At 69.6% G+C, this 26,349-nt stretch carries 20 protein-coding genes; 12 read left to right on the forward strand and 8 right to left on the reverse strand.

All coding sequences use genetic code 11. The annotated features are described in order from the left end of the window. Positions 1-171: 171 nt before the first annotated feature. From hmpA to QTI51_RS15465, 5 genes are all read left to right on the forward strand, one after another. The gene (hmpA, locus tag QTI51_RS15445; protein WP_286514916.1) at positions 172-1,383 is read left to right on the forward strand and encodes an NO-inducible flavohemoprotein; all 1,212 of its coding nucleotides are present in this window, start codon (positions 172-174) and stop codon (positions 1,381-1,383) included. A 305-nt stretch (positions 1,384-1,688) separates the two neighbouring features. Then, positions 1,689-2,207 (forward strand): sigma-70 family RNA polymerase sigma factor, encoded by a 519-nt coding sequence (locus tag QTI51_RS15450; RefSeq protein ID WP_116913462.1) that lies wholly within the window; start codon positions 1,689-1,691, stop codon positions 2,205-2,207. Next, complete coding sequence (locus QTI51_RS15455; RefSeq protein ID WP_286514918.1) at positions 2,204-3,316, forward strand: FecR domain-containing protein; 1,113 nt, start codon at positions 2,204-2,206, stop codon at positions 3,314-3,316. Before QTI51_RS15450 ends, QTI51_RS15455 begins: the two co-directional genes overlap by 4 nt. Positions 3,317-3,482: 166 nt before the next feature. Beyond that, a complete protein-coding gene (locus tag QTI51_RS15460; RefSeq protein ID WP_286514919.1) occupies positions 3,483-5,987 on the forward strand; it encodes a TonB-dependent receptor in 2,505 nt (834 codons plus the stop codon). Position 5,988: 1 nt separating this feature from the next. Next, positions 5,989-7,134, forward strand: coding sequence for a PepSY-associated TM helix domain-containing protein (locus tag QTI51_RS15465; protein WP_286514921.1), 1,146 nt, complete (start codon positions 5,989-5,991; stop codon positions 7,132-7,134). A 159-nt stretch (positions 7,135-7,293) separates the two neighbouring features. Here the strand turns inward: QTI51_RS15465 and norR are convergent, their stop codons facing one another. Next, on the reverse strand, positions 7,294-8,883 hold the full coding sequence (gene norR, locus QTI51_RS15470; RefSeq protein WP_286514922.1) for a nitric oxide reductase transcriptional regulator NorR: 1,590 nt from the start codon (positions 8,881-8,883) through the stop codon (positions 7,294-7,296). Between the two features lie 187 nt (positions 8,884-9,070). Here norR and QTI51_RS15475 point away from each other — a divergent pair, with 187 nt between their 5' ends. Further along, positions 9,071-9,496 carry a PPC domain-containing DNA-binding protein gene (locus QTI51_RS15475; RefSeq protein WP_286514923.1) on the forward strand — a complete coding sequence of 142 codons (426 nt, stop codon included), beginning with the start codon at positions 9,071-9,073 and terminating at the stop codon, positions 9,494-9,496. A 60-nt stretch (positions 9,497-9,556) separates the two neighbouring features. Here QTI51_RS15475 and QTI51_RS15480 read toward each other — a convergent pair whose 3' ends face one another. Then, positions 9,557-11,059: a GGDEF domain-containing protein gene (locus QTI51_RS15480; protein WP_286514924.1), complete on the reverse strand. Its 1,503-nt coding sequence runs from the start codon at positions 11,057-11,059 to the stop codon at positions 9,557-9,559. Between the two features lie 217 nt (positions 11,060-11,276). After that, positions 11,277-12,998 carry a CehA/McbA family metallohydrolase domain-containing protein gene (locus tag QTI51_RS15485; RefSeq protein WP_286514925.1) on the reverse strand — a complete coding sequence of 574 codons (1,722 nt, stop codon included), beginning with the start codon at positions 12,996-12,998 and terminating at the stop codon, positions 11,277-11,279. Between the two features lie 189 nt (positions 12,999-13,187). On the opposite strand from QTI51_RS15485, the gene QTI51_RS15490 reads away from it, so the two are divergent. Continuing rightward, on the forward strand, positions 13,188-15,233 hold the full coding sequence (locus QTI51_RS15490) for a putative bifunctional diguanylate cyclase/phosphodiesterase (RefSeq protein ID WP_286514926.1): 2,046 nt from the start codon (positions 13,188-13,190) through the stop codon (positions 15,231-15,233). A gap of 87 nt (positions 15,234-15,320) precedes the next feature. Here the strand turns inward: QTI51_RS15490 and QTI51_RS15495 are convergent, their stop codons facing one another. Genes QTI51_RS15495 through QTI51_RS15510 form a run of 4 tightly spaced genes read right to left on the reverse strand, consistent with a single transcriptional unit; the run spans position 15,321 to position 20,003 of the window. Beyond that, a complete protein-coding gene (locus QTI51_RS15495; RefSeq protein ID WP_286514927.1) occupies positions 15,321-16,547 on the reverse strand; it encodes a M20 family metallopeptidase in 1,227 nt (408 codons plus the stop codon). 17 nt (positions 16,548-16,564) lie between these two features. Next, on the reverse strand, positions 16,565-18,343 hold the full coding sequence (uraD, locus tag QTI51_RS15500) for a 2-oxo-4-hydroxy-4-carboxy-5-ureidoimidazoline decarboxylase (RefSeq protein WP_286514928.1): 1,779 nt from the start codon (positions 18,341-18,343) through the stop codon (positions 16,565-16,567). Beyond that, complete coding sequence (gene puuE, locus QTI51_RS15505; protein WP_116913397.1) at positions 18,340-19,302, reverse strand: allantoinase PuuE; 963 nt, start codon at positions 19,300-19,302, stop codon at positions 18,340-18,342. Before puuE ends, uraD begins: the two co-directional genes overlap by 4 nt. A 26-nt stretch (positions 19,303-19,328) precedes the next feature. Next, positions 19,329-20,003, reverse strand: coding sequence for a GntR family transcriptional regulator (locus QTI51_RS15510; RefSeq protein ID WP_116913396.1), 675 nt, complete (start codon positions 20,001-20,003; stop codon positions 19,329-19,331). Between the two features lie 113 nt (positions 20,004-20,116). On the opposite strand from QTI51_RS15510, the gene uraH reads away from it, so the two are divergent. Then, positions 20,117-20,467, forward strand: a complete 351-nt coding sequence (uraH, locus tag QTI51_RS15515; protein ID WP_116913395.1) for a hydroxyisourate hydrolase — start codon at positions 20,117-20,119, stop codon at positions 20,465-20,467. Positions 20,468-20,469: 2 nt separating this feature from the next. Here the strand turns inward: uraH and QTI51_RS15520 are convergent, their stop codons facing one another. Then, entirely contained in the window at positions 20,470-20,967 is a 498-nt protein-coding gene (locus QTI51_RS15520; protein WP_207786832.1) for a hypothetical protein, read from the reverse strand. Between the two features lie 53 nt (positions 20,968-21,020). Between QTI51_RS15520 and xdhC the strand changes: the two genes are divergently transcribed. The 4 genes from xdhC to QTI51_RS15540 all read left to right on the forward strand — a co-directional run bounded on the left by xdhC (position 21,021) and on the right by QTI51_RS15540 (position 26,341). Next, positions 21,021-21,830, forward strand: coding sequence for a xanthine dehydrogenase accessory protein XdhC (gene xdhC / locus QTI51_RS15525; protein ID WP_286514931.1), 810 nt, complete (start codon positions 21,021-21,023; stop codon positions 21,828-21,830). Positions 21,831-22,045: 215 nt separating this feature from the next. Further along, positions 22,046-23,251, forward strand: coding sequence for a urate hydroxylase PuuD (locus QTI51_RS15530; RefSeq protein ID WP_286514932.1), 1,206 nt, complete (start codon positions 22,046-22,048; stop codon positions 23,249-23,251). A 75-nt stretch (positions 23,252-23,326) separates the two neighbouring features. Next, a complete protein-coding gene (locus tag QTI51_RS15535) occupies positions 23,327-24,682 on the forward strand; it encodes a glycerate kinase type-2 family protein (protein ID WP_286514934.1) in 1,356 nt (451 codons plus the stop codon). A 216-nt stretch (positions 24,683-24,898) separates the two neighbouring features. Continuing rightward, positions 24,899-26,341: an NAD-dependent succinate-semialdehyde dehydrogenase gene (locus QTI51_RS15540; protein ID WP_116913390.1), complete on the forward strand. Its 1,443-nt coding sequence runs from the start codon at positions 24,899-24,901 to the stop codon at positions 26,339-26,341. Positions 26,342-26,349 lie beyond the last annotated feature (8 nt).

A 26,349-nucleotide genomic window follows, 5' to 3' on the forward strand; every position in this document is an offset into this window, starting at 1 on the left:
TCGTTTCTTCTAGTGCAGTCGTTTTGACATGAAATTGTCAGAACGACTTGAATCGACGAGAAGTCGATTCGACTCGAAGCAGCGCAAGTCGTTGATTTCAAAGGCGTGGTGGCGCGGCACGGCGGTTGCAATGGACAAGCCATCCATTTCATCGACAACCGCAAAGGTCCCATGATCACCCCCGCCCAACGCGCCATCGTCTCGTCCACCGTGCCCCTGCTCGAGCAGGGCGGCGAGGCGTTGACCACCCACTTCTACAAGATGCTGCTGGCCGAGCACCCCGAGGTTCGCCCCTTCTTCAACGAGACCCACCAGGCCAAGGGCGACCAGCCGCGCGCGCTGGCCAACGGCGTGCTCATGTACGCGAAGAACATCGACCGGCTGGAAGCCATGGGCCCGCTGGCCACGCAGATCGTCAACAAGCACGTGGCGCTGCAGGTGATGCCCGAGCACTACCCCATCGTCGGCGGCTGCCTGCTGCGCGCCATTCGCGACGTGCTGGGCGCCGAGGTGGCGACCGACGAAGTCATCGACGCCTGGGCCGCCGCCTACGGGCAGCTGGCGGACATCCTCATCGGCGCCGAGAAGCAGCTGTACGACGCGCAGGCCACGGCGCCCGGCGGCTGGCGCGGCGCGCGCGAGTTCACGGTGGTGCGCAAGGTGCAGGAGAGCGCGGAGATCGCCTCGTTTCACTTCGCGCCCACCGACGGCGGTGCGCTCATGGACTTCTCGCCCGGCCAGTACATCGGCCTGCTGCTGCGGGTGGACGGAAAAGACATTCGCCGCAACTACTCGCTCTCGGCCGCGCCGAACGGCAAGACCTACCGCATCAGCGTGAAGCGCGAACCCGGCGGCGTGGCGTCGAACTACCTGCACGACCGCGTGCAGGTGGGCAACACGCTGCAGCTGCTGCCGCCCTCGGGCGAGTTCGTGCTGGCGCAGGGCGACCGGCCGGTGGTGCTCATCAGCGGTGGCGTGGGCATCACGCCCACGCTGGCGATGCTGGAGCAGGCGCTGGCCACCGAGCGCGAGGTGGTGTTCATCCACTGCGCGCGTAACGGCGAGGTGCATGCGTTTCGCGAACAGGTCGAGGCGGCGGCGGCGCGCCATCCGCGGCTGCAGCGCTTTTATTGCTATGACGAAGTGACTGGCGATGCGAGTGGCGATGTGAAGGCCGAAGGCGCGCCCGCGCCGCACGCGGTCGGCCGGCTCGACCTGGCGCGGCTGACCGAGTGGCTGCCCGCGCACACGCGCGACGTCGATGCGTACTTTCTCGGGCCCAAGCCCTTCATGCAGCAGGTGCGCCGCGGGCTGCGCGCGTGGGGCGTGCCGGATGCGCAGTCGCGCTTCGAGTTCTTCGGGCCGGCGTCGGCTTTGGAGTAAGTGCCGCTTGGGCTGTGCCTCATGCGGCCACCTGCATCGGTGCGAGTTGGCAACGAGGCGTTGTGCCCGACTGCAATCAACCAGTTGCTGGCAGGCGACCTCGACACGGCTTTCTCGTTTTTCAGAAGCCGCCGCCATTTCGTTGGCCACGATGGCGTACTTCGATGGCTACCCGTACATGCGGCGTATCCCGCTTCGTTCGGGGCTCGGCAGTAAAGCCGCGTGCACCGCGCGGGGCGATCCGTCCATAATGCGAGCAATTCTTATTTCCGAATCTGCTCGCTGGCGTGGGCAGTGCCCGCATCGTGAGTGCTCCCAACTCCGCGTCAACCACCGGCATCGACGTTCTGTACGGCAACCACCACGGCTGGCTGCAGTCGTGGCTGCGGCGCAAGCTGGGCAATGCCTTCGACGCCGCCGACCTGGCGCAGGACACCTTCGTGCGGGTGCTTGCCAAGCGCGAGCCCACCGATGTGCGCGAACCCCGGGCCTACCTGGCGACCATCGCCAACGGGCTGGTCGCCAACCACTGGCGGCGCCAGGCACTGGAGCAGGCCTACCTCGATGCGCTGAGCGCGCAGCCCATGGCGTTCGCCCCGTCGCCGGAAGAGCGGCTGCTCATTCTCGAAACGCTGGAGGACATCGCGCGCCTGCTCAACGGGCTGCCGCCCGCGGTGTGCGAGGCCTTCCTGCTCGCGCAGCTCGACGGCCTGACCTATCCGCAGATCGCCGAGCGCCTGGGCCTGACGGTCAATGTGGTGCAGAAAGCCATGGCGCGCGCGCTGACGCATTGCTACCAGGCGCTGTACACGCCGGCGCCATGAGCGCAATTGCCGACATGGCGCAGAACGGCACAGTGCAGGAGGGTACGGTGCACGACCGCGTGCCGGACGACGGCGCCCCGGTCGACAAGCACATCGTCGAACAGGCGGTGGCCTGGTACGTGCGCCGCGCCTCGGAACCGCCGGTGCCCGAGGCCGACGCCGCGTTCTCCCGTTGGTACACGGCCCACCCGGACCACGCTCGCGCCTGGCAGCGGCTGCAGGCCATGGACGGTCGGCTGCGCGGCAGCACCGAGCGCGTGCCCGCGCCCATCGCACGCGCCGCGCTCGTGCAGGCTGCGGGCGTGCAGGCCGCGGGCGTGCCGCGTCGGCGGCTGCTCAAGACCCTGGCGTGGGCCGGTGTGGGCGGCAGCGCGCTGTATTTGGCGCTGGACGAGCTGCCCTGGCGCAGCCAGCTCGCGCGCACGATGGCCGACGCGCGCACCGCGACCGGGGAGCGCCGCGACCTGGTGCTGCCCGACGGCACCCGGCTCTTGCTGAACACCGCCACCGCGCTCGACATTCGCTTCGACGCGCAACGCCGGCTGATCGCCCTGCATGCCGGCGAGATCCGCGTGGTGACCGCGCACGACCCGGCGGGTCGCCCGTTCATGGTGAGCACGCGCGACGGCACCCTCACGCCCGTGGGCACGCGCTTCACGGTGCGGCGCGACGAGGTACCCCATGAGGTGCCCGACGATCCTCAAGGCTTCACGCGGCTCGCGGTGGAGCAGGGGGCCGTCGAGATTCGCGTGGCGTCCGCTGTGCCAGGAAGGCCCGTGCTGGTGCCGGCGGGCGAGCAGGCGCGCTTCTCGCGCGCCGGCGTCGACCCGCGCGAGCCGTTGGACGAAGCCGCGCAGTCTTGGACCGACGGCAAGCTCAGCGTCTCGCGCATGCGCCTGGCCGATCTGCTGCGCGAACTGGAGCGCTACCGGCCCGGGCGCCTGCGCTGCGACCCCGCGGTGGCGGACCTGCGCGTTACCGGCGTGTGGCCGCTGGCCGATGCCGAGGCGACCGACCGGGTGCTGGCGTCGCTCGAAAAAACGCTGCCGGTGCGGGTGTCGAGCTTCACGCGCTACTGGGTGTCGGTGGGGCCGGCGGCGGCGCGCTGAGCGTCGCGTACCGGGGCCACCGGCACCCCGCACAACTTTTTTTCGCAGGAAACGGCAGTTTTTTCGATCTCGCGGGGCCTCCTTGTCAGAAGCGCTGCGCGTGTCGCCCACCGGGCGATGCCCGCCGCGTGCCCTTTCCGCCTCAGCCTCTACAAGGAACCCGCCCATGGCGCCCGTTCGCGCATCCGCATCTGCGTTTTCTTTTTCGGTTCATGCCGTCCCGCCGTCGCGCGGGGCCCTGCTGTGCCTTGCGCTCGCCACCATGGCGGCGGCCATGGCCACGGCGCCGCTTCCGGCCGCGGCGCAGCAGGTGCCGCGGGCGGGCGCCGCGCTGCTGAGCTTCGACATTCCCGCGGGCACGCTCGACCAGAACCTCATTCGCTTCGGCCGCCAGTCGGGCCTGCAGATCACCGTCAACGCCGAGTTCACATCCGGCCTCGGCAGCCCCGGCGTGAGCGGCAGCTACACGGCGGACGACGCGCTGCGGCTGCTGCTCGTGGGCACGGGGCTGTCGGCCGTGCGCGGTGGCGGCGGCAGCAGCGGTAACAGCGGCGAATACACGCTGCGCAAGGCGCCGCCCCCGCCCGTGGCGTCGCCCGACGCGGGCGCGGCGAACACCCTGGCCGCGGTCACCGTCACGGCCAACGCGGCGCCGGCAGGCCGGCTGCCCGCGGCCTACGCGGGCGGGCAGGTCGCGCGCGGCGGCGCGGTCGGGCTGCTGGGGAACAAGGACTTTCTGGAGACGCCTTTCAACCAGACGAGCTTCACCGCCGAAGGCATCCAGGACCAGCAGGCCCGCACCATCGGCGACGTGGTCAAGAACGACCCGTCGGTGCGCACGATCTGGCCCGACGGCAGCTACATCAACCAGTTCACCATCCGCGGCTTTCCCACGCAGACCTCGGACTTGGCCGTCAACGGCCTGTACGGCATCGTGGCGCCGCAGATGACGGGCGGGCTCGAGTCGATCGAGCGCGTCGAGATCCTCAAGGGCCCGAGCGCGCTGCTCAACGGCATGGCACCGACCGGCGGCGTGGGCGGCAACATCAACCTCGTGACCAAGCGCGCCGGCGACGAGCCGCTCACGCAGCTCACCACCAGCTACTACTCCGGCGGCCAGTTCGGCTCGCACGTGGACGTGGGCCGGCGCTTTGGCGACGAGCAGCAGTGGGGCGTGCGCTTCAACGGCGCCTACCGCAGCGGCGACACCGGCGTGGACGACCAGTCGCAGCGCGCCGGCTCCGCCACGCTCGGGCTGGACTACCGCGGCGACCGCGTGCGGCTGTCGGCCGACCTGGGCTACCACGACATGCGCACCGACGCGCCCACGCGCATCGCCTACACCGACAACGCCAACTTCCAGATTCCGAAGGCGCCGGACAACACGCTGAGCCTCGGCCAGCCCTGGTACTTTGCAAAGTCCAGGGACCAGTTCGCCATGGTGCAGGGCGAGTTCGACATCACGCCGAACCTGACGGCCTACGCCGCCGTGGGCGGGCGCAAGAACGAGTTCCTGGGGCTGTACAACTTCATCTACCTGCGCAACGCGGCCGGCGACTTTCGCGCCAACCAGTACTACCAGCCGACCTACTCCGACACCCGCACCGGCATGGCGGGCCTGCGCGGGCGCTTCGACACGGGCGCGGTGCGGCACGAAGTCAACTTCAACATGACGGGGCTGCACACCGAGTCGGGCGTGCTCGCGCCGGTGATCTCGACCTACACCGGCAACATGTACGCGCCGCCCGCGATCGCGCAGCCCAGCCTGGCCGCCTACAAGAGCAGCGCGCCGAAAACGGCCGACTCCGACCTGGGCAGCTTCGCGCTGTCGGACACCCTGCACATGCTGGACGACCAGGTGCAGCTCACGCTCGGTGTGCGCCAGCAGCGCGTGCGCGCGCGCAACTTCAACGCCACCACGGGCGCGCTCACCAGCGCCTACGACGACGACAAGCTCACGCCGGCGGTGGCGCTGGTGGTGCGCGTGTCGAAGGAGCTCAGCGTGTACGGCAACTACATCGAGGGCCTGAGCCAGGGGCCGACTGCCCCGGCGGGGTCGCGCAACGTGGGCGCGATGTTTGCGCCGGTGCAGGCCAAGCAGTACGAGGCCGGCCTCAAGTACGACTTCGGCCGGCTCGCCATGACGGCCAGCGTGTTCCAGATCGAGCAGCCCAACGGCTTCACCGACAGCGCGACGAACATCTACGGCCTCGACGGCGAGCAGCGCAACCGCGGCATCGAGCTGAACGCGTTCGGCGAAGTGACGCGCGGCGTGCGCGTGCTCGGCGGCGTCACCTTCATGCAAGGCGTGCAAACGCACACTCTCAAGGGGCAGTACGACGGCAACAAGGCCATCGGCGTGCCGACCACGCAGCTCAACGTCGGCAGCGAGTGGGACCTGCCCGGCGTGCCGGGCCTGACACTCACGGGGCGGTTGATCTACACCTCGTCGCAGTACTACAACGCGGCCAACACGCAGGGCATTCCGGCGTGGACGCGACTGGACATCGGCGCGCGCTACCGCACCCGCGTCGCCGGGCTGCCGACCACCGTGCGCGCCAGCGTGGAGAACGTGGCGGACAAGAACTACTGGGCCGCGGCGTCGAGCTCGTTCGGCCTGGCGCGCGGCGCACCGCGCACCTTCCTGTTGTCGGCAACCTTCGACTTCTGAAGTGCGGCCGCGCACGCTCAGGCGCTGGCAGTGGCTGCACACCTGGAGCAGCCTGGCCTGCACCGTGTTCCTGCTGGTGCTGTGCCTCACGGGGCTGCCGCTGATCTTCTCGCAGGAGATGGAGGACGCGGCAACCACGCCTCTGCCTGGTTTGCCGGGTGTGGCCGGCGTGGCTGACGCCGGGCCCGGGCAGTGGGCCAGCCTCGACACGCTGGTGCGCATCGCGCGCGAGCGCTACCCCGGCGAAATGGTGCGCTTCGTCTTCATCGACGACGACGAGCCGCGCGCCAAGGTGGTGATGGCGCCGGCCGACAGCCCCGATCGCAGCAAGGACCACCGCGTCGAGTTCGACCTGCGCACCGCCGAGGTGGTGGCGGACACACCACCGGGCGGCGCCGCATCGGTATCGGCAAGGTCGATGGCAACGTGGATGGCGTGGCTACTGCGCCTGCACACGGACGTGTTCGCCGGCTTCGCGGGCGAGATGACGCTCGCCGTCGTCGGCCTCGTCTTCGTGCTGGCGCTGGTGTCCGGCACGGTGCTCTATGCGCCCTACATGCGCAAGCTGGCGTTCGGCGCGGTGCGCACCCGAACGCGGCGAATGAGCTGGCTCGACCGGCACAACCTGCTGGGCGTCTGCGTGCTGGTGTGGACGCTGGTGGTGGGCTTCACGGGCGTGATGAACGAGCTGTCGAAGCCGCTGTCGGCCCACTGGCGGCGCACCGACATGAGCGCGTTGCTGAGCGGCTACCAGGGCCAGGCGGTAACGCCGCCCCGCAGCCCGGCGCAGGCCGCGTTCGACACCGTGCGCGCCGCGCTGCCGCGGCGCAACGTCACCAGCCTGATCTTCCCGAGCCGCTCGTTCTCCAACCCGCACCACTACCTGGTCTGGACCAACGGCAACACGCCGCTGACGCACCGGTTGTTCACCGCGGCATTGGTCGACGCGCAAACCGGCCAGCTCACGGCCGTCGCGCAGATGCCGGGTTACCTGCGCGCGCTGCAGCTGGCGCGGCCGCTGCACTTCGGCGACTATGGCGGCCTGCCGCTGAAGATCGTGTGGGCGCTGCTGGACATCGCGGCCATCGCCGTGCTGGGCAGCGGGCTGTACCTCTGGGTGGGCCGGCTGCGCGCGTCCCGGCGCTGAGCCGTTGGCAGTTGCGGACGCGGTATCGGCACGGTCGGCGCTGCTTCGCCGACGTGATGGGCGACACGCCGCGCGACTACCGGCGCAAGCACCGCTAGGGCCACAGGCGCGGTCGGCGCGATCGGTGCGATCGGTGCGATCAGCGGCAGGCGCCGTGCCTCAACCCCGCGCGATGCCCAGCCGCTTCGCCATGCGTGCGAGGTTGGCCGGGTCGATGCCCAGTGCGCGCGCCGCCGCGGCCCATTGGTGGCCGTGTTGTTCGAGCGCCTGCAGCACCATGCGCCGCTCCAGGTCCGCGACGGCGTCGCGCAGCCCGAGCCCCGCGGCCGGTGAGGGCATCGCGTCTGTCTGCGGGCTGGCAGCCGAAACCGTGGCTCCCGCCGCGTCGTCCACGCCCAGCCCCAGGTCTTCCGCACCCAGCGTCAGGATGCGTGGCCGCTGCGCATGCCGCCCCAGCGCCTTCACCACGCTGCGGCCCAGCAGGTGCTCCAGCTCGCGCACGTTGCCGGGCCAGTCGTAGGCCAGCAGCGCGGCTTGGGCGCCGGCGTCGAGCCGCACCGCGCCCAGCCCCATGCGCGAGCGCGCCTCTTCGAGGAAGAAGCCGCCGATGGGCAGCACGTCGCGCCCGCGTTCGCGCAGCGGCGGCACCAGCAGCGGGTACACGCTGAGGCGGTGGTAGAAGTCGGCGCGCAGCCGGCCTGCGCGCACCTCGTCGGCCAGGTTGCGGTTGCTGGCGGCAATGACGCGCACGTCGACGCGGTGCTCGCGGTCGGAGCCCAGGCGCTGCAGGTGGCCGCCCTGCAGCACGCGCAGCAGCTTGGCCTGGACCTGCAGCGGCAGCTCGGCCACCTCGTCGAGGAACAGCGTGCCGCCGTCGGCCAGCTCGAACTTGCCGCGGCGGTCGCCCACGGCGCCGGTGAAGGCGCCGCGCACATGGCCGAAGAGCTCGCTCTCGACCAGGTTGTCGGGCAGGGCCGCGCAATTGATGCTCACCAGCGGCCGCTTGGCGCGCGCCGAGGCGGCGTGCAGCGCCTGCGCCACCAGCTCCTTGCCGGTGCCGGTCTCGCCCTGGATGAGCACGCACAGCTCGGTGGGGCCGGCCAGCGCAATTTCTTTCATGAGCCGCTTGTGCGCGGCGCCGTGGCCGATGAGCTGGCGCGGGCCGTGGCCGCTGTGGCCGAGCTGCGCCGCGGCCTGCGCGTAGCTGTCGGCGCGCTGGCGCTCGTCTTCGGCGCGCGCCGCCAACCCGTGCATGCGCGTGGCCAGCGCGACGGTGGCGGCGGCCAGGCTTGCGAAGGCCTGCAGCACGTCGAGCTCCACGCGCGAGAAGCGGCCGACGTCGAGCGCGTCCAGCGTCAGCAGGCCCCAGAGCCGGCCGTCGACCTGCAGCGCGCAGCCCATGCAGTCGTGCACCGGCAGGTGGCCCTGCACACCATCGACCAGGCCGTCGAAGGGGTCGGGCAGGCCGCAGTCGGCCGCGAAGCGCACCGGGCCCGGCGCGGCCAGCAGTTGCGCGAAGCGCGGGTGCTCGGTGACGCGAAAGCGCCGGCCCAGGGTGTCGCCGCTCAGGCCGTTGACGGCCAGCGGCACCAGCCACGCGCCTTCGAGCCGCAGCATGGCGGTGGCGTCGCAAGGCAGCAGCACGCGCAGCGTTTCCAGCAGGCGCCGGTGGCGCTCGGCCTCGGGAAGGTCCTGCGCCAGGTCGGCCATGAGGGGGAGCAGGGCGGTGAGCAGGCTGGGCGGGGTCATGGGGCAGTCATTTTGACTGCCGGGCGGGAGGCGGGCGAGCTGCGTCGGGGAGAGGCACTGCGCGGGGAAATGGATTGCGGGCGAGCCGGGAGGCCGGCTGTTGATTCGGCGGCACAAGTCTTCTGCGGCGCGGGGTGTTTTTCCGCGCGGGGCAAAGCCGCACACTTCGCCGGAAGGAGCCCCACCCATGAACTCACCCGACCACATCCGCACGCCCACCGGCCATCTCATGGTGCTGCGCGAAGGCGCCGACGTCTTCGCGGCGCTGGAGCGGCTGGCGGTGCAAGAGGCGCTGCCCAGCGCCAGCTTCACGGGGCTCGGCTTCGTGCACGCGACCTTCGGTTTCTGGAACCGGGAAACCAGGCAGTTCGACCCGCGCACCTTTCGCGACGTCGAGCTGGGCAGCATGGTCGGCAGCATCGCGTGGAAGGAGGGCAAGCCGTCCATCCATGCCCACGGCGTGGCGGCGGGCAGCGACTTTCAGGCGGTCGGCGGGCACCTGCTCGAACTGCAGGTGTCCACGGGCTCGGTGGAGATCACGCTGGTCGTGCACGACCGCCAGCTGGAGCGCGCGCTCGACGCCTGCCTTGGCGCCAACGTGCTCAGGCTCTGAGGCTGCGGGTCAAAGCCTGATTGCCGGTCGGATGCCGGTCCGATGCCGGTCCGATGCCGGTCAGGTCATCGACCGGTTGCGCCCGCCCTGCTTGGCCCTGTACAGCGCGCGGTCGGCGGCCTCGATGAGCTTCAGCTCGCCGCCTTGCGCCTCGTTGCCGTGCAGGGTCGCGGCGCCCACGCTGGCGGTGACGCGGGCGTGCGGGCTGGCGCGGTGCGGAATGTTCAGCGCGTGGATGCGCCCGATCAGCAGGTCGGCGACGTTGCGGGCGCCTTCCAGCTCGGTGTTGGGCAGGATGATGGCCAGCTCCTCGCCGCCGTAGCGCGCCACCAGGTCGCCGGGGCGCTTGGCGCGGTGCTTCAGCGCGTCTGACACCGCCCGCAGGCAGCGGTCGCCCGCCACGTGGCCGTAGGTGTCGTTGTAGCGCTTGAAGTGGTCCAGGTCGAACAGCAGCAGCGACAGCGAGGTCTGCTCGCGCGCCGCCCGGCGGCACTCCAGCGTCAGGGCCTCGTCGAAGCTGCGGCGGTTGGCCAGGCCGGTGAGCGGGTCTTCGGTGGCCTGCACCTCCAGGCGGCGGTTGGCCTTCAGCAGCGCTTCGCGGGTGGCCAGCAGCGAGTCTTGCGCGCCCACGCGTTCCTTGATGTTGACGATGAGCCGGCGGCCCACGGCGGCCACGGCCACCAGCAGGGCCAGCACGACGCCCAGCGTGAGCAGCGCCTGGCGGCGCCAGCCCCGCAGCGCCTCGTCCTTGCCGAGCGCCACGGTGGTCACCACCGGGTAGCGGTCGCTCTTGCGGAAGGCGTAGAGCCGCTCGGTGCCGTCCAGTTCCGAGCGGAACGAGGCCGTGCCCGAGGCGCCGGTGTCCATGAAGTGACGCTGGAAGTTGGCCGACCTGGAAAAGTCGCGGCCCACGTCCTGCTCGCGGTAGGGGTAGCGCACCAGCAGCTGCCCGGCGGTGGTGGCCAGGCTGATGGCGCCGCTGCTGCCGATGTCGATGGTGCCGAACGGCCGCAGGAAGTTCTCCAGCCCCAGCGTGACGACGGCCACGCCGGCGAACCTGCGCTCGCCGTCTTCCAGCCGCCGGCTGACCGTGACCACCCATTCGCCGGTGCCGCGGCTGCGGATCGGCGGGCCGATGTAGATGTCGCGCGAGGGGTTGTCCCGGTGGTAGACGAAGTAGGCCCGCGCCACGCTGCCGGTGCCCGTGAGCAGCCCGGCCTTGGACTGCATCAGCGGATCGCCCTGCGCGTCGAGGATCGACAGGCTGTTCAGCTGGTTCAGCAGCTGCTCCTGGCGCGCGGCCAGCAGCTGCATGCGCCGCAGGTTCTCGGGGCCCCGGCCTTCGGTTTCCAGCCGCTCGACCACGCCCAGCAGCACGATGGCGCTCTGGGCGAAGACGCCTTCGGCGTAGGTGTTCAGGGCCTGGGCGAGGTTGAGGTTGTTGGTGTCGATTTCGGCCAGCGTGCGCTTGTGCATGGCCCAGACCTGCCACACGGTGGCCGCCGACACGGAGATCACCACGGCCACCAGCAAAGACCTGGCGAGACGAATATCGCGCTTCACTTGCGCAAACCCCCGGACGAACTTGTTCTCATGGCTTTTCTGGCGCGCCCGTGGCGCGCAGCGTCTGGCTCGCGCTGCGCATTGCCGGGCAATTGGAGCCCCGGACTCTATCCGACGCGGGCGCGCCCCCGCCGCGGCGACGCCGCCGGCGGGGTGCGAAAGCCGTTCTCCAGGGCGGGCCGCCCGGGCCCGGCCAGGCCAGGGCCCACCTGCGGCGCTACTTCGCCGCCACCTTCACGAACACCGGGTTCGAATAGAACCACAGGTCGGCATAGTTGCGCGCGTTGATGGCGTTGAAGCGCGCCACGTGGTCGGCGCCGGTGGTCTGCGCGTCGGGCAGCGGCTCGCCGGAGGCGGTCTCGTTGGGCACGTCGGTGCCCAGGTTGGTGCCCCGCAGGCGGAAATACTGGTTGTTGCCGGCCTTCACGGTGTAGCTGACGGCGAAGTAGCCCTCGCCGTCCACCTTCCAGTCGGCGCGGGTGAAGCGCTTGAGCACCCGGGTCGAGGGGTTGGTGTCGCGCGAATAGCCCGGGGTGCCCGGCAGCTCGGGGCCGGTCACGTCGCCGGCAATCAGGTCGATGTGGTCGACCACCGGCTTCACGTTGGCGTAGATGCCGCTGCCGAGCTGGTATTCGAAGTTGTTGCGCTCGGGGCTCTTGAAGCGGATGGTGATCTTCAGGTCTTCGCCCGCGGTGGCGGCCACGTCGGAGCCCATTTCGCCCGAGCCCTTGGCGGCCTGCACCTTGAAGTCGAGCGTGTCGATCAGCCCCCCGTTCACCGCGAAGAGCTTGCCCGAGCGCATGGCCGCGAGCAGCGACTTCGGGTCCTTCACGTCGCCCCACAGGTGGTTCTTGGCGTATTCGCCGGGGGCGTAGCCGCTGCTGTACTGGCCTTGCGAGGTGGTGAAGTGGTAGTCGGAGTCGGCCACGTTCCAGATGCGCCGGCCTTCGGACAGCAACGCATCCCAGGTGCCGCCGAGCTTGGCGACGAGGTAGTCGACGCCGCCGTAGGTGCGCAGCGGCAGGGTGGCCGGGTCCGAAGGCACGCCCTTGTTGTAGCCGCCGCGGTCGGGCTCCATCTGGTTGCCGACCATGCCTTCGAGCGAGAACACGATGTTCGGCGCCAGGTCGTTCATCTCGCGCAACTGGGCGGCGGTGTATGAGCCGGCGTTGCGCGAGGGGTGGTTGATCTGCAGGTAGCTGCTGTCGGGGTAGTTCTTCTTCAGCCAGGCAATGGCCGCCAGCGTCTCGGCGTGGGTGTTGTAGCCGGTGCCCGCCTTGGGGCCCCAGGCGGCGACGTCGTCGGCAGGGAACAGCGCGGCGTCGCGGTTGGTGAACAGGTATTCGAACTGGCTGGCGGCCTTCAGCGCGGCATCGGACATGGGCTTGTCGCCCAGGATGCCCACGTTGCCGTGGTCGTGCGCGGGCATGTCCCACTCGAAGGACGCGAAGATGGTCTTGTCCGTGTACTTGCCGCCGGCCTGCAGCGCCTTGATGCGCGGCACCTGGTACTGGGCCAGGCCTTGCGAAAAGGGAATCTGCTTGGACAGCTTGTTGCCGTCGTTGTCATAGGACGACAGGCGCAGGTGGTCCGACAGCGCCACCCAGTCCAGCCCGAAGCGGTCGAAGGCCTTGGCCAGCACCTGGTCGAGCGTGGAGATCTGCTGGGTGTCGTCCGACTGGATCGTGTGCACGTGCAGGTCGCCCACGGTCCAGCGGCCGGGTGGGGCGGTGGGGGTGGGGTCGACGGGCGCGGGATCGGCCGGCGCCACCGCGACCGGCGGCGCGGGGCTTGTGGTGGGCAGCGGCACGAAGCCGGCGCCGTTGGAGCCGCCGCCGCAGCCCGCGAGCATCAGCGTGGCAACGGCCAGCGTGGAGAACAGGGAACGGCGAAACGGGAGCGCGGCGGGAAGGGAATGGGGAGCGAAGGGGTGCGGCATGACAAGGAAAAAAACGGTGACAGGCGCGTGAAAAGCGTGCGCCCGCCAGGGCCGCAGAGTGTCGATTTGCCTCGTGACGCTGGGATGAAAGCCAAACGAAAGTGCGTGCACCGGCGGCTTTAAATTTGGTCGGCAAAGCCCCGAAACGGGCCGTGAGCCCATGCGCCCTCTATAAACTGTGGCCCTTCCATGAATTCCAGCGCGCCCCCCCCTTCGCTTACCGCTTCCGTCGATGGCGAGGTGCTGTCCCGCATGGTGCGCACCGACCAGCTTGTCGCCATACGCCGCAGCGTGCTGGCGGCCATTCCGATCAACGTGGTGCTGAGCTTTACCGCGACGCTGGTGGCGCTGAACTCGGGCCGCGCGTTCGAGGGCCTGAGCTGGCTGCTGCTGTCTCTGGTGGTGAACGGGCTGCGCAGCTACGTGAGCCGCTGGGCCTTCGCTCCGTCACCCGGCACGACGCCCGAGGCCGGCGTGGCGGTCTCGCCCACGGCCCGCCCGGTGGCGTCGCACCTGCGGCTGGCGTCGGCAATGGCCGCGCTGTCGGGCTGCGTATGGGCGCTGATTCCGCTGCTGTGCCACGGCTACTCGTCGCCGCAGGCCGTGTTCTACCTCACGGTGGTGTGCGGCATCTGCGCGGGCTCGGTCACCTACGGCATCGCCTACGCGCCGGTGCCCATCAATTTCATCACCCCCGCGCTGCTCTCGGTGGTCGGCTGCCTGGTGTATGCCGGCGGCTTCGACAACCTGGCCCTGGCGGCCATGGTGCTGCTGTACCTCGCGGCGCTGGCGCGCGGCGCCCTGCAGAGCGACAAGGCCTTTCGCGACGGCAGCCGCCTGAAGAACGAGGCCACCGCGCTGGCCGGGCAGCTCAGGCAAGTGCACGCCCTGTCGCTCGACGCCACGCAGCAGCTGGCGTTTCGCGCCTCGCACGACTCGCTCACCGGCTTGCTCAACCGCGAAGGCTTCACCGAGGCCGCCACGCTGCACATCGCCGCGCCCGACGGCCGCCAGCACGGGCTGCTGCTGCTCGATCTGGACGGCTTCAAGGCGGTGAACGACGCCTTCGGCCACAAGGTCGGCGACCGGGTGCTGCAGGACGTGGCCGGCTGGCTGCGCCGGGAAATCGTCGACATGCAGGCCATCCTCGGGCGCTGGGGCGGCGACGAATTCGCCGTGCTCTACACGCTCAAGCCCGAGCGCCAGACGCCCACGGCCATTGCGCAGGCGCTGATCCGCTCCATCTCCTTCGCCACGGCACACTACGGCGGCCACCTGGGCGTGAGCATCGGCATCGTCGTGACGGACGACGCGGACATCGCCGACATGATCAGCTTTGCCGACGAGGCGCTGTACGAGGCCAAGCGCACCGGGCGCAACCGGTTCCAAGTGTTCGACAGCGCGCTCAACCAGCGCTTGGCCACGCGCCGTGACGTGGAGCGCGACCTGCTGCATGCCATCGAGGCGCGCGCCATCGGCGTGTGGTACCAGCCGATCATGGCCAGCGACGCCCGCGAGGTGCACAGCCTGGAAGCGCTGATGCGCTGGAACCACCCGCGCCACGGCCACATCTCGCCCGAGGAAGTGATCTTCGCGGCCGCCAACACCGGCCTGGCCGAACCGCTGCTGCGCCACCTGGTGGACGAGGTGTGCCGCGGCATGCGCCAGCTGGAAGCCGCGGGCTCCAGCCTGGCGGGCGTGCCCATTGCCATCAACGTGTCGCCGCGCGAAATGGCGCAGCTGGCGGTCGACGACATCGTGCTGGGGCTGCTGAAGTCGCGCGGCATCGCGCCGCGCCGGCTGCAGATCGAGATCACCGAAGAGGTGGCGCTGGACACCCACGCCACGCGCAGCCGGCTGAGCGCGCTGTCGGCCGCGGGCGTGGCCATCGTGGTGGACGACTTCGGCGTGGGCTATTCGTCGCTGGCGTCGCTGCGCAGCGAGTACGTGCGCCAGGTCAAGATCGACCGCAGCTTCATCCTGGGGCTGTCGTCGTCGCCGGGCAACGTGGTGCTGGTCGATGCCATCGTGCAGCTCGGCCGGTCGCTGAACATCCAGGTCGTGGCCGAGGGCGTGGAAACGCAGGACGAGCTCGACGCGCTGCGTGCGCTGGGCTGCAAGCTGGTGCAGGGCTACCACCTGGCGCGCCCGGCGCCGCTGCCGGATGTGATCGCATGGGATGCGGCCCGACTGCCGCTGGCGGTGACGGCCGCGGCGCCGGTGAGCGCGGCCTAGGCCTACCAAGCCTAGGCCTGAGATTTGAGCTTGTCGCGGCGCCTGCCGCGCGGCTTGCCCGGCCCGCACCGGGCCAGGCAGTAAAGATCAGGCCAGCAGGTCGCTCAGCGTGCGCGCAATCACCTTGGTGGCGCGGCGCAGGTCTTCCAGCACCACGCGCTCGTCGCTGCGCTTGGCGTGCGACTCGAGCACGGTGCGCGGGCCGGCACCGTAGATCACGCCCGGAATGCCCGCTTCGCCGTACAGGCGCACGTCGGTGTACAGCGGCGTGCCCATGGCCTTGATCGGCTCGCCGAACAGCTCGCCGCCATGCTTCTGTATGGCATCGACCAGCGGCTTGTTGCCGGGCAGCGGCTTCATCGAGTTGGCCAGCAGCAGGCGCTTGATGTCCACGGTGATGCCCGTGCTCTCGGCGGCGGCATCGGCGATCACGCGGCGGATGTCGGCCTCGACCTCGACCGGGTTCTCCTCGGGGATCATGCGGCGGTCCAGCTTGAACACCACCTTGCCGGGCACCACGTTGGTGTTGGTGCCGCCTTCGATGCGGCCCACGTTCAGGTACGGGTGCGTGATGCCCTCGACCTTGGACGTGACCTGCTGGTAGCGCGTGTTCTGCGCGTACAGCGCGTTCAGGATCTTCACCGCGCCCTGCAGCGCATCGATGCCCGAGGTCGGGATGGCGGCGTGCGCCATCTTGCCGTGCACCGTCACTTCCATCTGCAGGCAGCCGTTGTGGGCGGTGACCACCTCGTAGCTGAAGCCGGCCGCGATCATCAGGTCGGGCTTGGTCAGGCCGTTTTTCAGCAGCCAGCCCGGGCCCAGGATGCCGCCGAACTCCTCGTCGTAGGTGAAGTGCAGTTCCACGCCGCCCTTGGTGGGCTTGGCCACCGCCTCGAGCGCGCGCAGCGCGAAGGTGAAGCTGGCGAAGTCGCTCTTGCTCACGGCGGCGGCGCGGCCGTAGAGGCTCCCGTCGGCAATCTCGCCGCCGTAGGGGTCGTGCGTCCAGCCTTCGCCGGGGGGCACCACGTCGCCGTGGGCGTTCAGCGCCACGGTGATGCCGTCGCTCCCGTACTTGCGGCGCACGATCAGGTTGGTGATCGATTCGAGCCCGTAGTCCTTCACGTCCTGCGCGGGCACGGCGTGCTTCTCGGCGTCGAGGCCGAAATCCTTCAGCAGCTCGGCGGTGCGCTCGGCGTGCGGCGCGTTGTTGCCGGGCGGGGTGTCGGTGGGCACCTGCACCAGTTGCTGCAGGAACTTCACTTCCTCGTCGAAGTGGGCGTCGATCCAGGCGTCGAGCTTTGCGTAGTCGGTCATGGTTGTTCTTCTGTGAATCAGTGGGCTTGGTCGGCCGCGAGGTGGTCGAGCAGCAGCTGGAAGGCTTGCACCGCCAGCTGGATGTCGTCGTTGGTGCTCGATTCGAGCGGGTTGTGGCTGATGCCCGAGTTGATGCCGCGCACGAACAGCATGGCCTGCGGCATCACCTCGTGCAGTTTCATGGCGTCGTGGCCGGCGCCGCTGGGCATGCGGAAGAGGGGAATGCCCAGCGCGTCGACGGCCTTCTCCCAGCGCTGTTGCCACGCGGGCGCGCTGGGCGCGGCGGCGGCGCGCATGGTTTCCTCGAGCTCGTAGCGCACGCCGCGGCGCTCGCAGATGTCTTTCAGCGCATTGACAACGTCGATGGCCAGCGCGTCGCGCTGCGCGTTGTTCGGCGCGCGCAGGTCGAGGCTGAACTTGCAGCGCCCGGGCACCACGTTGATGGAGCCGCTGGGCACTTCGAGCATGCCCACGGTGCCCACCGAGTCGCCGTCTTTCGCGGCGCGCTGCTCGGTGTACAGGATGAGCTCGGCCACCGCGGCGGCGGCGTCGCGGCGGCGGTCCATGGGCGTGGTGCCGGCGTGGCTGGCCATGCCGATGACCTCGCCCACGTAGCGCACGCTGCCGTTGATGGAGGTGACGATGCCCAGCGGCAGGTCGAGCTCGGTGAGCACCGGTCCCTGCTCGATGTGCACCTCGACAAAGCCGAGGTAGCGCGACGGGTCGCGCTGGATCTTCGGGATCTCGGCCTCGTCCAGGCCGGCATGGCGCATGGCCTCGCGCATGGTGACGCCGTCGGCGTCCTTCTGGTCGAGCCAGCGCGTGTCGAAGTGGCCGATGAGCGCGCCCGAGCCCAGGAAGGTGGCCTTGTAGCGCTGGCCTTCTTCTTCGGCGAAGCCCACCACCTCGAAGGCGAAGGGCAGCCGCCGGCCCTGGCGCGCGAGCTCGCGCACGCAGGCCATCGGCACGAAGATGCCCAGCCGGCCGTCGTACTTGCCGCCGTTGCGCACGGTGTCGTAGTGCGAGCCGGTGAGCAGCGTGCGGGCGCCGGGCTGCGTGGCCTCGTAGCGGCCGACCACGTTGCCCACGGCGTCGATGTGCACCGAGTCGAAGCCCACGTCGCGCATCAGCGCGCTGATCTGCGCGGCGCAGGCGCGGTGCGCGTCGGTCAGGTAGGTGACGGTGAGCTGGCCTTTCTCGGCGTAGCCCGGGTCGGTGTGCGCGGAGAGCTGTTCCTGCCAGTCCCACACGTCGTTGCCCAGCGTGAGGTCGGCGCCGAACTTGTCGTCCAGCCGGATCTCCGCGATGCGGTGGATGTTGCGCAGCGCCTCGCCCAGCTCGAAGGCCGGATGGTGGTGCAGCCGGCGCGCGAAGGTGTCGATGATCTCGCGCTTGGCCAGGCCGGTGCCGCGCGGGCCGCGCACCGCCAGGATGAACGGAAAGCCGAACTTGGCGTTGTAGTCGGCGTTGAGCTGCTGGATGCGCGCGAACTCCTCGGGCGTGCAGTCGGTCAGGCCGGCCTTGCTCTGCTCGTTGGTCGACTCGGCCGTGAGCGTCTTGCTGACCATGGCCTTGCCGGCGAGCTCGGGGTGGGCGCGGATGAGGCCGATCTGCTCGTCGGTGGACGATGCCGCCAGCGCCTGCACCATGGCGTGCTTCAGGTGCACGAGCGAGCGGAAGGGCCGCGCGGCCAGCGCGCGCTGGGCGATCCACGGCGAATGCTCGTAGATGCCGTCGAGCAGCGCGACCGCGGCGGCGGGCACTGCGGCGTTGAGTTGGGCGATGGTGAGTGTCATGCGGCGGCTCCAGCTTCGAAGGGATGCGCCTGCTTCCAGTGGCGCGCGATGTCGACGCGGCGGCAGACCCACACGCGGTCGTGCTGCGCGATGTGATCGAGAAAACGCTGCAACGCCGTGATGCGCCCGGGCCGCCCGAGCAGGCGGCAGTGCATGCCGATGCTCATCATCTTGGGGCTGTTGTCGCCATTGGCGTCGCCTTCGGCGTACAGCGCGTCGAAGGTGTCCTTCATGTACTGGAAGAATGGATCGGCGTGCGAGTAGCCCTGCGGCAGCGCGAAGCGCATGTCGTTGACGTCGAGCGTGTAGGGCACGATGAGCTGCGGCGCCACCGTGCCGTCGGTCTTCTGCACCTTCATCCAGAAGGGGAGGTCGTCGCCGTAGTAGTCGCTGTCGTACTCGAAGCCGCCGTAGTCGGCCACCAGGCGGCGCGTGCGCGGGCTGTCGCGCCCGGTGTACCAGCCGAGCGCGCGCTCGCCGGTGAGCTTCTCGATGGCTTCCATGCCCAGGCGCATGTGCTCGCGCTCGGTGGCTTCGTCGATGTTCTGGTAGTGAATCCAGCGCCAGCCGTGGCAGGCGATTTCGTGGCCCAGTTCCTTGAAGGCGGCGGTGAGCTCGGGGTAGCGCTGCAGCGCCATGCCCACGCCGAACACGGTGAGCGGCAGGCCGCGCTTTTCGAACTCGCGCAGGATGCGCCACACGCCGGCACGCGAGCCGTACTCGTAGATGCCTTCCATGCTGATGTGCCGGTCGGGAAAGCTCGCCGGGTTGAACATCTCGGAGAGAAACTGCTCGGAGCCCGCGTCGCCGTGCAGCGTGGCGTTCTCGCCGCCCTCCTCGTAGTTCAGCACGAACTGCACCGCGATGCGCGCGCCGCCGGGCCATTGCGCGTGGGGCGGGTTGCGGCCGTAGCCGACGAGGTCGCGGGGGTAGGGCAGGGTGGTGTCGTAGACGGTCATTGCGGTCGGTGCATTGAGGGGGCCGTTCAGGCCAGTGCGAGCGAGATGTCGTTGGTGGGAACCTTGCGGTCGAAGGTGAGGTTGGCCTCGACGTGTTCCAGGTGTTCGGTCATGAGGCGCACCGCGCGCTCTTCGTCGCGGGCGGCCAGCGCCTTCACGATGTCGGCGTGCTCGTCGTTGGAGTGCTCGGCCGCGCTGGTGCTCTGGTACATGAGCGTGATGAGGGCGCAGCGCGAAATGAGCTCGCCCAATATTTGCGCCAGCACCGTGTTGCCCATGAGCTCGGCCATGCGCACGTGGAAGTCGCCCAGCAGCTCGGTGCGCCCCGAGACATCTTCGCCCGACACCGCGGATTTCTCGAGCGCCACGTGCTCCTTCAGCGCCTTGATCTTGGCCGGGGTGACGGTGCGCACGAACTCGCGCGTCATCTCGGCCTCGAGCATGCGGCGCACCTTGAATACCTGCTTGGCCTCGTCGACCGCGGGCGCGGCCACGAAGGCGCCGCGCGCGGGCTCCAGGCGAATGAGCTTGTTCTGCGAGAGCTGGAACAGGGCCTGCCGCACCAGCGTGCGCGACACGCCGAAGTGGTCGGCCAGCTTCTGCTCGGCCAGCTTGGTGCCGGGCTGAAGCCGGTGCTCGACGATGGCCTTGGTCAGCGCGTCGACGATCGAACGGGTGGTGGAGGACTCCATGTTTTTCATGATAGACCCAAAGGCGTGAACTGTATACACTTTTGTCCACCGGAATATCCCGTGATTTTCCGACCCCTTCGACCACCCACCGATCCGGCTTCCGGACTTTCAAGGAGCGCCCCATGGGCCTGAGCACCCACGTACTGGACACGATGCACGGCGGCCCCGCCGCGGGCATGGAGGTGGCGCTGTACACCACCGACGGCGACGCCGCCACGCTGGTGAAGCGCTTCACGCTGAATGCGGACGGCCGCAGCGACGGCCCGCTGTACGACAACAATTCACTGAAGGCCGGCACCTACCGGCTGGTGTTCGACGTGGCGGGCTACTTCAAGGCGCGCAACGTGACGCTGCCGCAGCCCAACTTCCTGAACAAGGTGTCGCTGGACTTCGGCGTGGCGCACACCGACCAGCACTACCACGTGCCCCTGCTCGTGAGCCCGTGGAGCTACTCCACCTACCGCGGCTCCTGAGGTCAGTCGCCTTGCTGCTGCCCTTCGGTCAGGGTGTCGAGCTGGAAGCGCCCGCTCTCGTCCCACAGCCAGGTGTCGGTCCACGTCACCGCGCCGAGCCGCGTGGCCGGCGGAAAGGGCGAGGCCTGCAGCACCGCGCGCTCGATCTCGGCGATGACTTCGGGCGCATGCTGCGGCGCGCGCAGCCAGCGCATGCCGCGCACCTTGCCGCCCGCGTCGAGGTTCACCTCGAGCGTGCCCACGGCGTACAGCACCGGCGGCAGCTGGCCCTTGTAGATGCGCGAGCGGTTGGTGTCGTAGATGTGGCGCGCCGCGTCGCGGCGGTATTCGCGCGCGGTGGATGCACTCGATGCGCGTGGCGCCGGGCCGCTGCCCACGGCCACATTGGTGCCGCTCAGCTGGCCCGGCACGGAGCCGGTGGAGCCGCAGCCGGCGAGCCACACGGCGGAAAGAACGGAGGCGGCGAGTGCAAGGCGGCGGAGCGTAAGCTGGCGATTCATCGCCGGGTTTATACCGTGAGTCTTCATGGCCCGGGCAACCGAAGGTATCGCTCATGAGTGGCGCAGTCGACCAGTTGCTCGCGCGTCTTCGCCATGAAGACGGGGTGCTGGTGCGCGTCGAATCAACGCAGGGCTCCGCGCCGCGCGAGGCCGGCACCTGGATGGCGGTGTGGGCCGACGGCCTCACGGCCACCATCGGCGGCGGGCAGCTCGAGTTCCAGGCCACCCGGGAAGCGCGCGAGCTGCTGGCCGGCACCCGCGCGCCGTTCGACGGCATCCAGCGCTACCCGCTGGGCCCGAGCCTGGGGCAGTGCTGCGGCGGCGTGATGTTCCTGTCTTACCAGCGCATCGGGGCGGCCGATGCGCCGGCGCTGCAGCGCGAACTGGTCGCGCGGCTCGAGCCCGTGGCGCTGTTCGGTGGCGGCCATGTGGGGGCGGCGCTGGCGCGCCTGCTGGGCGCGCTGCCGTTTTCGGTGCGCTGGATCGACAGCCGCGACGGCGTGTTCCCCGAGCAGTTGCCCGCGCAGATCGACACCGAGCATTCCGAGCCCGTGCAGGACGCCGTGGCCGCGCTGGCGCCGGGCAGCCGCGTGCTCATCATGAGCTTCAGCCACGCCGAAGACCTCGACATCGTCATTGCGTGCCTGAAGCGCCTGCGCGAACGCGACGACCTGCCGTACATCGGCCTGATCGGCAGCAAGACCAAGTGGGCCACCTTCAGCCACCGGCTGGAGGCACGCGGATTCACGGCCGCCGAGCTGGCCCGCATCACCTGCCCGATCGGCGTGCCCGGCATCACCGGCAAGGAGCCCGAGGTGATCGCCGTGGCGGTGGCGGCACAGTTGTTGCAATCGCTGGGTTGAACAGGGTTTTCCCGGCGAAGCCGCCCCTAAAAAATCACGCCGATTCGTGCCAAAACTGTATACACTTTCGGTCCACAACAAGCCGCAGCGGAGCGAGGCCCATTTCATGGAGCCTGCGTTCGCGGCACTTTCTCTGCTTACAGTGCCCGCGGTGGTGAGCAGGCTGAAACCCCTTCCCGGCGCCCCCACGCGCCGGCTGGGTTGAGAGAGAGCACATGGAAAGCTACTACCTCGACTGGGCGAACCTGCTGCTGCGCTGGGTCCACGTCATCACCGCCATCGCATGGATCGGCGCCTCCTTCTACTTCGTGATGCTGGACAACAGCCTCGAGAAGCCGCAGGACCAGGAGTCGCTCGACAAGGGCGTGGGCGGCGAGCAATGGGCCGTGCACGGCGGCGGCTTCTACAACATGCAGAAGTACGCGCTGGCGCCCAAGAAGCTGCCGGACCACCTGCACTGGTCGTACTGGGAGAGCTACAGCACCTGGATCACCGGGTTCTCGCTGTTCACCATGTCGTACCTGTGGAACGCGAGCACCTACCTCATCGACAAGTCGAAGATGGACTGGCAACCCGGTGCCGCCATTGCCGTGGCGCTGGCCTTCTTCGTCGTGTTCTGGATGGTGTACGACGGCATCTGCCAGGTGTTCGGGCGCCGTAAGAACGGCGACACCATCGTCGGCGTGCTGATTGCCGTGTTCATCGTCTTCGCGACCTGGCTGGCCTGCCAGTGGTTCGCGGGCCGCGCGGCCTTCCTGCTGGTGGGCGCCATGATGGCCACGACCATGAGCGGCAACGTGTTCTTCTGGATCATTCCCGGCCAGCGCAAGAACGTGCAGGCCCTGCGCGAAGGCCGCCCGGTCGACCCGGTGCACGGCCAGCGCGGCAAGCAGCGCAGCGTGCACAACACCTACTTCACGCTGCCGGTGCTGTTCGCGATGCTCAGCAACCACTACAGCTTCACCTACACGCACAAGTACAACTGGGTGGTGCTGCTGCTGATCATGCTCGGCGGCGCGGCCATTCGGCAGTTCTTCGTGGTGCGCCACCGCTTCAAGCTGGGCAACGCGGGCAACCCGATTCCCTACGCGCTCGTGGGCATCGTGGTGCTGGGCCTGACCATCGTGTGGATGAAGCCCGAGCCCGCGGCGGCGCCGGTGGCCTCCACCGCGGCACCCGTGGTGCCGTTCGCGCAGGTGCAGAAGGTGCTGGAGCAGCGCTGCTTCATGTGCCATGGCCCCGCGGTGCAGATGAAGAACGTGCGCGTCGACTCGCCCGAGCAGGTGGCCGCGCATGCGCAGGCGATCTACCAGCAGGTGGTGGTCACGAAGATCATGCCGATGAACAACGCCACCGGCATCACCGACGAGGAACGCGCGCTCATCAGCCGCTGGTTCCAGGCCGGCGCCAAGACCAACTAGCCCGAGACAACCAAGGACCGGCGGGGGCGGGGCACGGTCCGCAGCACAATCGCCGGACTGGAGACAAAAGCAGCCATGACCGCACCGACACCGGGCTTCGGCCCCACCCACGCCCCCGATCCGCGCGACAACCCGCGCGCCTTCCTCGAACATCTCTACCGCGTGGCGGTGGACCGCGCGCTGCCGCTGTCCACGTTGGGCGCGCACCTGCCCCAGCCGCCGGACCCGAAGAAGGGCCGCACCCTGGTGCTGGGCGCCGGCAAGGCGGGCGGCTCGATGGTGCAGGCGCTCGAAGCGCTGTGGCCGGCTGACGCGCCGCTGTCGGGGCTCGTCGTCACGCGCTACGAGCACATTCCGCCGCGCCCCGAGGGCGTGCCGCAGCGCATCGAGATCGTCGAGGCCGCGCACCCCGTGCCCGACGCGGCCGGGCAGCAGGCCGCCGAGCGCATGCTCGCGCTGGCGCAGGGCCTCACGGCCGACGACCTGGTGTTGTGCCTGATTTCGGGCGGGGGCTCGTCGCTGCTGGTGCTGCCGGCCGAAGGCCTCACGCTGGCCGACAAGCAGCGCATCAACAAGCAACTGCTCGACAGCGGCGCCGGCATCGGCGAGATGAACTGCGTGCGCAAGCACCTGTCGCGCATCAAGGGCGGACGGCTGGCCGCGGCCTGCGCGCCGGCCCGCGTGGTCACGCTGACCATCAGCGACGTGCCGGGCGACGACGCCGCCGTCATCGCCAGCGGCCCGACCGTGCCCGACGCCACCACCTGCGCCGACGCGCTGGCCATCCTCGACCGCTACGTCATCGAGGTGCCCGCGCCGGTGCGGGCCCGCCTCGAAAGCGGCGAACTCGAGACGCCCAAGCCGGGCGACGCCGTGTTCGAAGGGCACGAAACACACATGATCGCCACGCCCCAGCAGTCGCTCGAAGCGGCGGCCAAGGCGGCGCGCGAGGCTGGCGTGGAAGCGCACATCCTCAGCGACGAGATCGAAGGCGAATCGCGCGAGGTCGGCAAGGTGCACGCCGCGCTGGCACGCGCCGTGGCGCACCGCGGCGAACCTTTCGCGCGGCCCTGCGTGATCCTGTCGGGCGGGGAAACCACGGTCACCATCCGCCCCCGCCAGCCCGGCCAGGCCAAGGGCCGGGGCGGGCGGGCGGGCGAGTTCTGCATGGGCCTGTCGGGCGCGCTCATGGGCCAGCCGCAGGTCTGGGCGCTGGCGGCCGACACCGACGGCATCGACGGCGTGGAAGACAACGCGGGCGCCTTCGTCACGCCCGACACGCTGGCGCGCGCCACCGCCGCGGGCCGCAAGCTGTCGGACCACCTCGACCGCAATGACGCCTACGGTTACTTCGATGCCATCGGCGACCTGTTCGTGACGGGGCCCACGCACACCAATGTCAACGACTTCCGGGCATTGCTGATCTTGTAAGCGGGGGGTTCCGAGGCTGTTCCGAGGCTGTTCCGGGGCTGTTCCGGGGGTGTTCGCGAGCGCCGCGCGGGCATTGTGAACTCGGGTTAATCTATGGCCCCGGCAGCCCTGATGCCGTCTTGGCCGCCGTTGTCTACAGCGCATCCCCCCGGGGATGCCGCGCCGGACACCCAGATTCCCCTTTTTCACACCCAAGTCCTCGAAGGAAAAGTTCGCATGACCGCCACCTACACCGACACCCGCCTGCTGATCGACAACGAATGGGTCGACGCCACCGGCGGCAAGACGCTGGACGTCGTGAACCCCGCCACCGGCAAGGCCATCGGCAAGGTGGCGCACGCCAGCATCGCCGACCTCGACCGCGCCCTGGCCGCTGCACAGCGCGGCTTCGACAAGTGGCGCAACACCCCCGCCAACGAGCGCGCCGCCGTCATGCGCCGCGCCGCCGGCCTGATCCGCGAACGCGCCGGCGACATCGCCAAGCTGCTCACGCAGGAACAAGGCAAGCCGCTGGCCGAAGCCAAGGGCGAAACGCTGGCCGCCGCGGACATCATCGAATGGTTCGCCGACGAAGGCCGCCGCGTGTACGGCCGCATCGTGCCCTCGCGCAACCTGGCCGCGCAGCAACTGGTGCTGAAGGAACCGTTGGGCCCCGTCGCCGCGTTCACGCCGTGGAACTTCCCCATCAACCAGATCGTGCGCAAGCTCGGCGCGGCGCTGGCCACCGGCTGCTCGTTCCTGGTGAAGGCGCCCGAGGAAACCCCGGCATCGCCTGCTGCGCTGCTGCAGGCCTTTGTCGACGCCGGCATTCCGCCCGGCACCGTGGGCCTGGTGTTCGGCAACCCCGCTGAAATCTCGAACTACCTGATCGCTCACCCGATCATCCGCAAGGTCACCTTCACCGGCTCGACCCCGGTGGGCAAGCAGCTGGCCGCGCTGGCCGGCTCGCACATGAAGCGCGTGACCATGGAGCTGGGCGGCCACGCCCCGGTCATCGTCGCCGAAGACGCCGACGTGGCCCTGGCCGTGAAGGCCGCCGGCGCCGCCAAGTTCCGCAACGCGGGCCAGGTCTGCATCTCGCCGACCCGCTTCCTGGTGCACAACAGCCTGCGCGAAGAATTCGCCCGCACGCTGGTGAAGTACACCGAAGGCCTGAAGCTCGGCGACGGCCTGGCCGAAGGCACGACCATCGGCCCGCTGGCCAACGCCCGCCGCCTGACGGCCATGGCGCACGTGCTGGACGACGCGCGCAAGAAGGGCGCCACCGTGGCCGCCGGCGGCGAACGCGTGGGCGACACCGGCAACTTCTTCGCCCCGACCGTGCTGACCGACGTGCCGCTGGACGCCGACGTGTTCAACAACGAACCCTTCGGCCCCATCGCCGCCATCCGCGGTTTCGACACGCTCGAAGAAGCCATTGCCGAAGCCAACCGCCTGCCGTTCGGCCTGGCCGGCTATGCGTTCACCAAGTCGATCAAGAACGCGCACCTGCTGAGCCAGAAGCTCGAGCTGGGCATGCTCTGGATCAACCAGCCCGCCACGCCGTCGCCGGAAATGCCTTTCGGCGGCGTGAAGGACTCGGGCTACGGCTCGGAAGGCGGCCCGGAAGCGCTCGAGGCCTACCTGAACACCAAGGCCGTGTCGATCCTGGGCGTTTGAGCCCCGGT

It is taken from the genome of Variovorax sp. J22G73 (assembly GCF_030317035.1).
GTDB lineage: Bacteria > Pseudomonadota > Gammaproteobacteria > Burkholderiales > Burkholderiaceae_C > Variovorax.

What these genes read in the sequence shown, in the direction of transcription:
- puuE (WP_116913397.1), bottom strand. Translation starts at nt 19,302, where the DNA reads ATGACCGTCTACGACACCACCCTGCCCTACCCCCGCGACCTCGTCGGC.
- QTI51_RS15540 (WP_116913390.1), top strand. Translation starts at nt 24,899, where the DNA reads ATGACCGCCACCTACACCGACACCCGCCTGCTGATCGACAACGAATGG.
- QTI51_RS15495 (WP_286514927.1), bottom strand. Translation starts at nt 16,547, where the DNA reads ATGACCGACTACGCAAAGCTCGACGCCTGGATCGACGCCCACTTCGAC.
- QTI51_RS15490 (WP_286514926.1), top strand. Translation starts at nt 13,188, where the DNA reads ATGAATTCCAGCGCGCCCCCCCCTTCGCTTACCGCTTCCGTCGATGGC.
- QTI51_RS15475 (WP_286514923.1), top strand. Translation starts at nt 9,071, where the DNA reads ATGAACTCACCCGACCACATCCGCACGCCCACCGGCCATCTCATGGTG.
- QTI51_RS15455 (WP_286514918.1), top strand. Translation starts at nt 2,204, where the DNA reads ATGAGCGCAATTGCCGACATGGCGCAGAACGGCACAGTGCAGGAGGGT.
- norR (WP_286514922.1), bottom strand. Translation starts at nt 8,883, where the DNA reads ATGACCCCGCCCAGCCTGCTCACCGCCCTGCTCCCCCTCATGGCCGAC.
- xdhC (WP_286514931.1), top strand. Translation starts at nt 21,021, where the DNA reads ATGAGTGGCGCAGTCGACCAGTTGCTCGCGCGTCTTCGCCATGAAGAC.
- uraD (WP_286514928.1), bottom strand. Translation starts at nt 18,343, where the DNA reads ATGACACTCACCATCGCCCAACTCAACGCCGCAGTGCCCGCCGCCGCG.
- hmpA (WP_286514916.1), top strand. Translation starts at nt 172, where the DNA reads ATGATCACCCCCGCCCAACGCGCCATCGTCTCGTCCACCGTGCCCCTG.
- QTI51_RS15535 (WP_286514934.1), top strand. Translation starts at nt 23,327, where the DNA reads ATGACCGCACCGACACCGGGCTTCGGCCCCACCCACGCCCCCGATCCG.
- QTI51_RS15485 (WP_286514925.1), bottom strand. Translation starts at nt 12,998, where the DNA reads ATGCCGCACCCCTTCGCTCCCCATTCCCTTCCCGCCGCGCTCCCGTTT.
- QTI51_RS15530 (WP_286514932.1), top strand. Translation starts at nt 22,046, where the DNA reads ATGGAAAGCTACTACCTCGACTGGGCGAACCTGCTGCTGCGCTGGGTC.
- uraH (WP_116913395.1), top strand. Translation starts at nt 20,117, where the DNA reads ATGGGCCTGAGCACCCACGTACTGGACACGATGCACGGCGGCCCCGCC.
- QTI51_RS15510 (WP_116913396.1), bottom strand. Translation starts at nt 20,003, where the DNA reads ATGAAAAACATGGAGTCCTCCACCACCCGTTCGATCGTCGACGCGCTG.
- QTI51_RS15460 (WP_286514919.1), top strand. Translation starts at nt 3,483, where the DNA reads ATGGCGCCCGTTCGCGCATCCGCATCTGCGTTTTCTTTTTCGGTTCAT.
- QTI51_RS15520 (WP_207786832.1), bottom strand. Translation starts at nt 20,967, where the DNA reads ATGAATCGCCAGCTTACGCTCCGCCGCCTTGCACTCGCCGCCTCCGTT.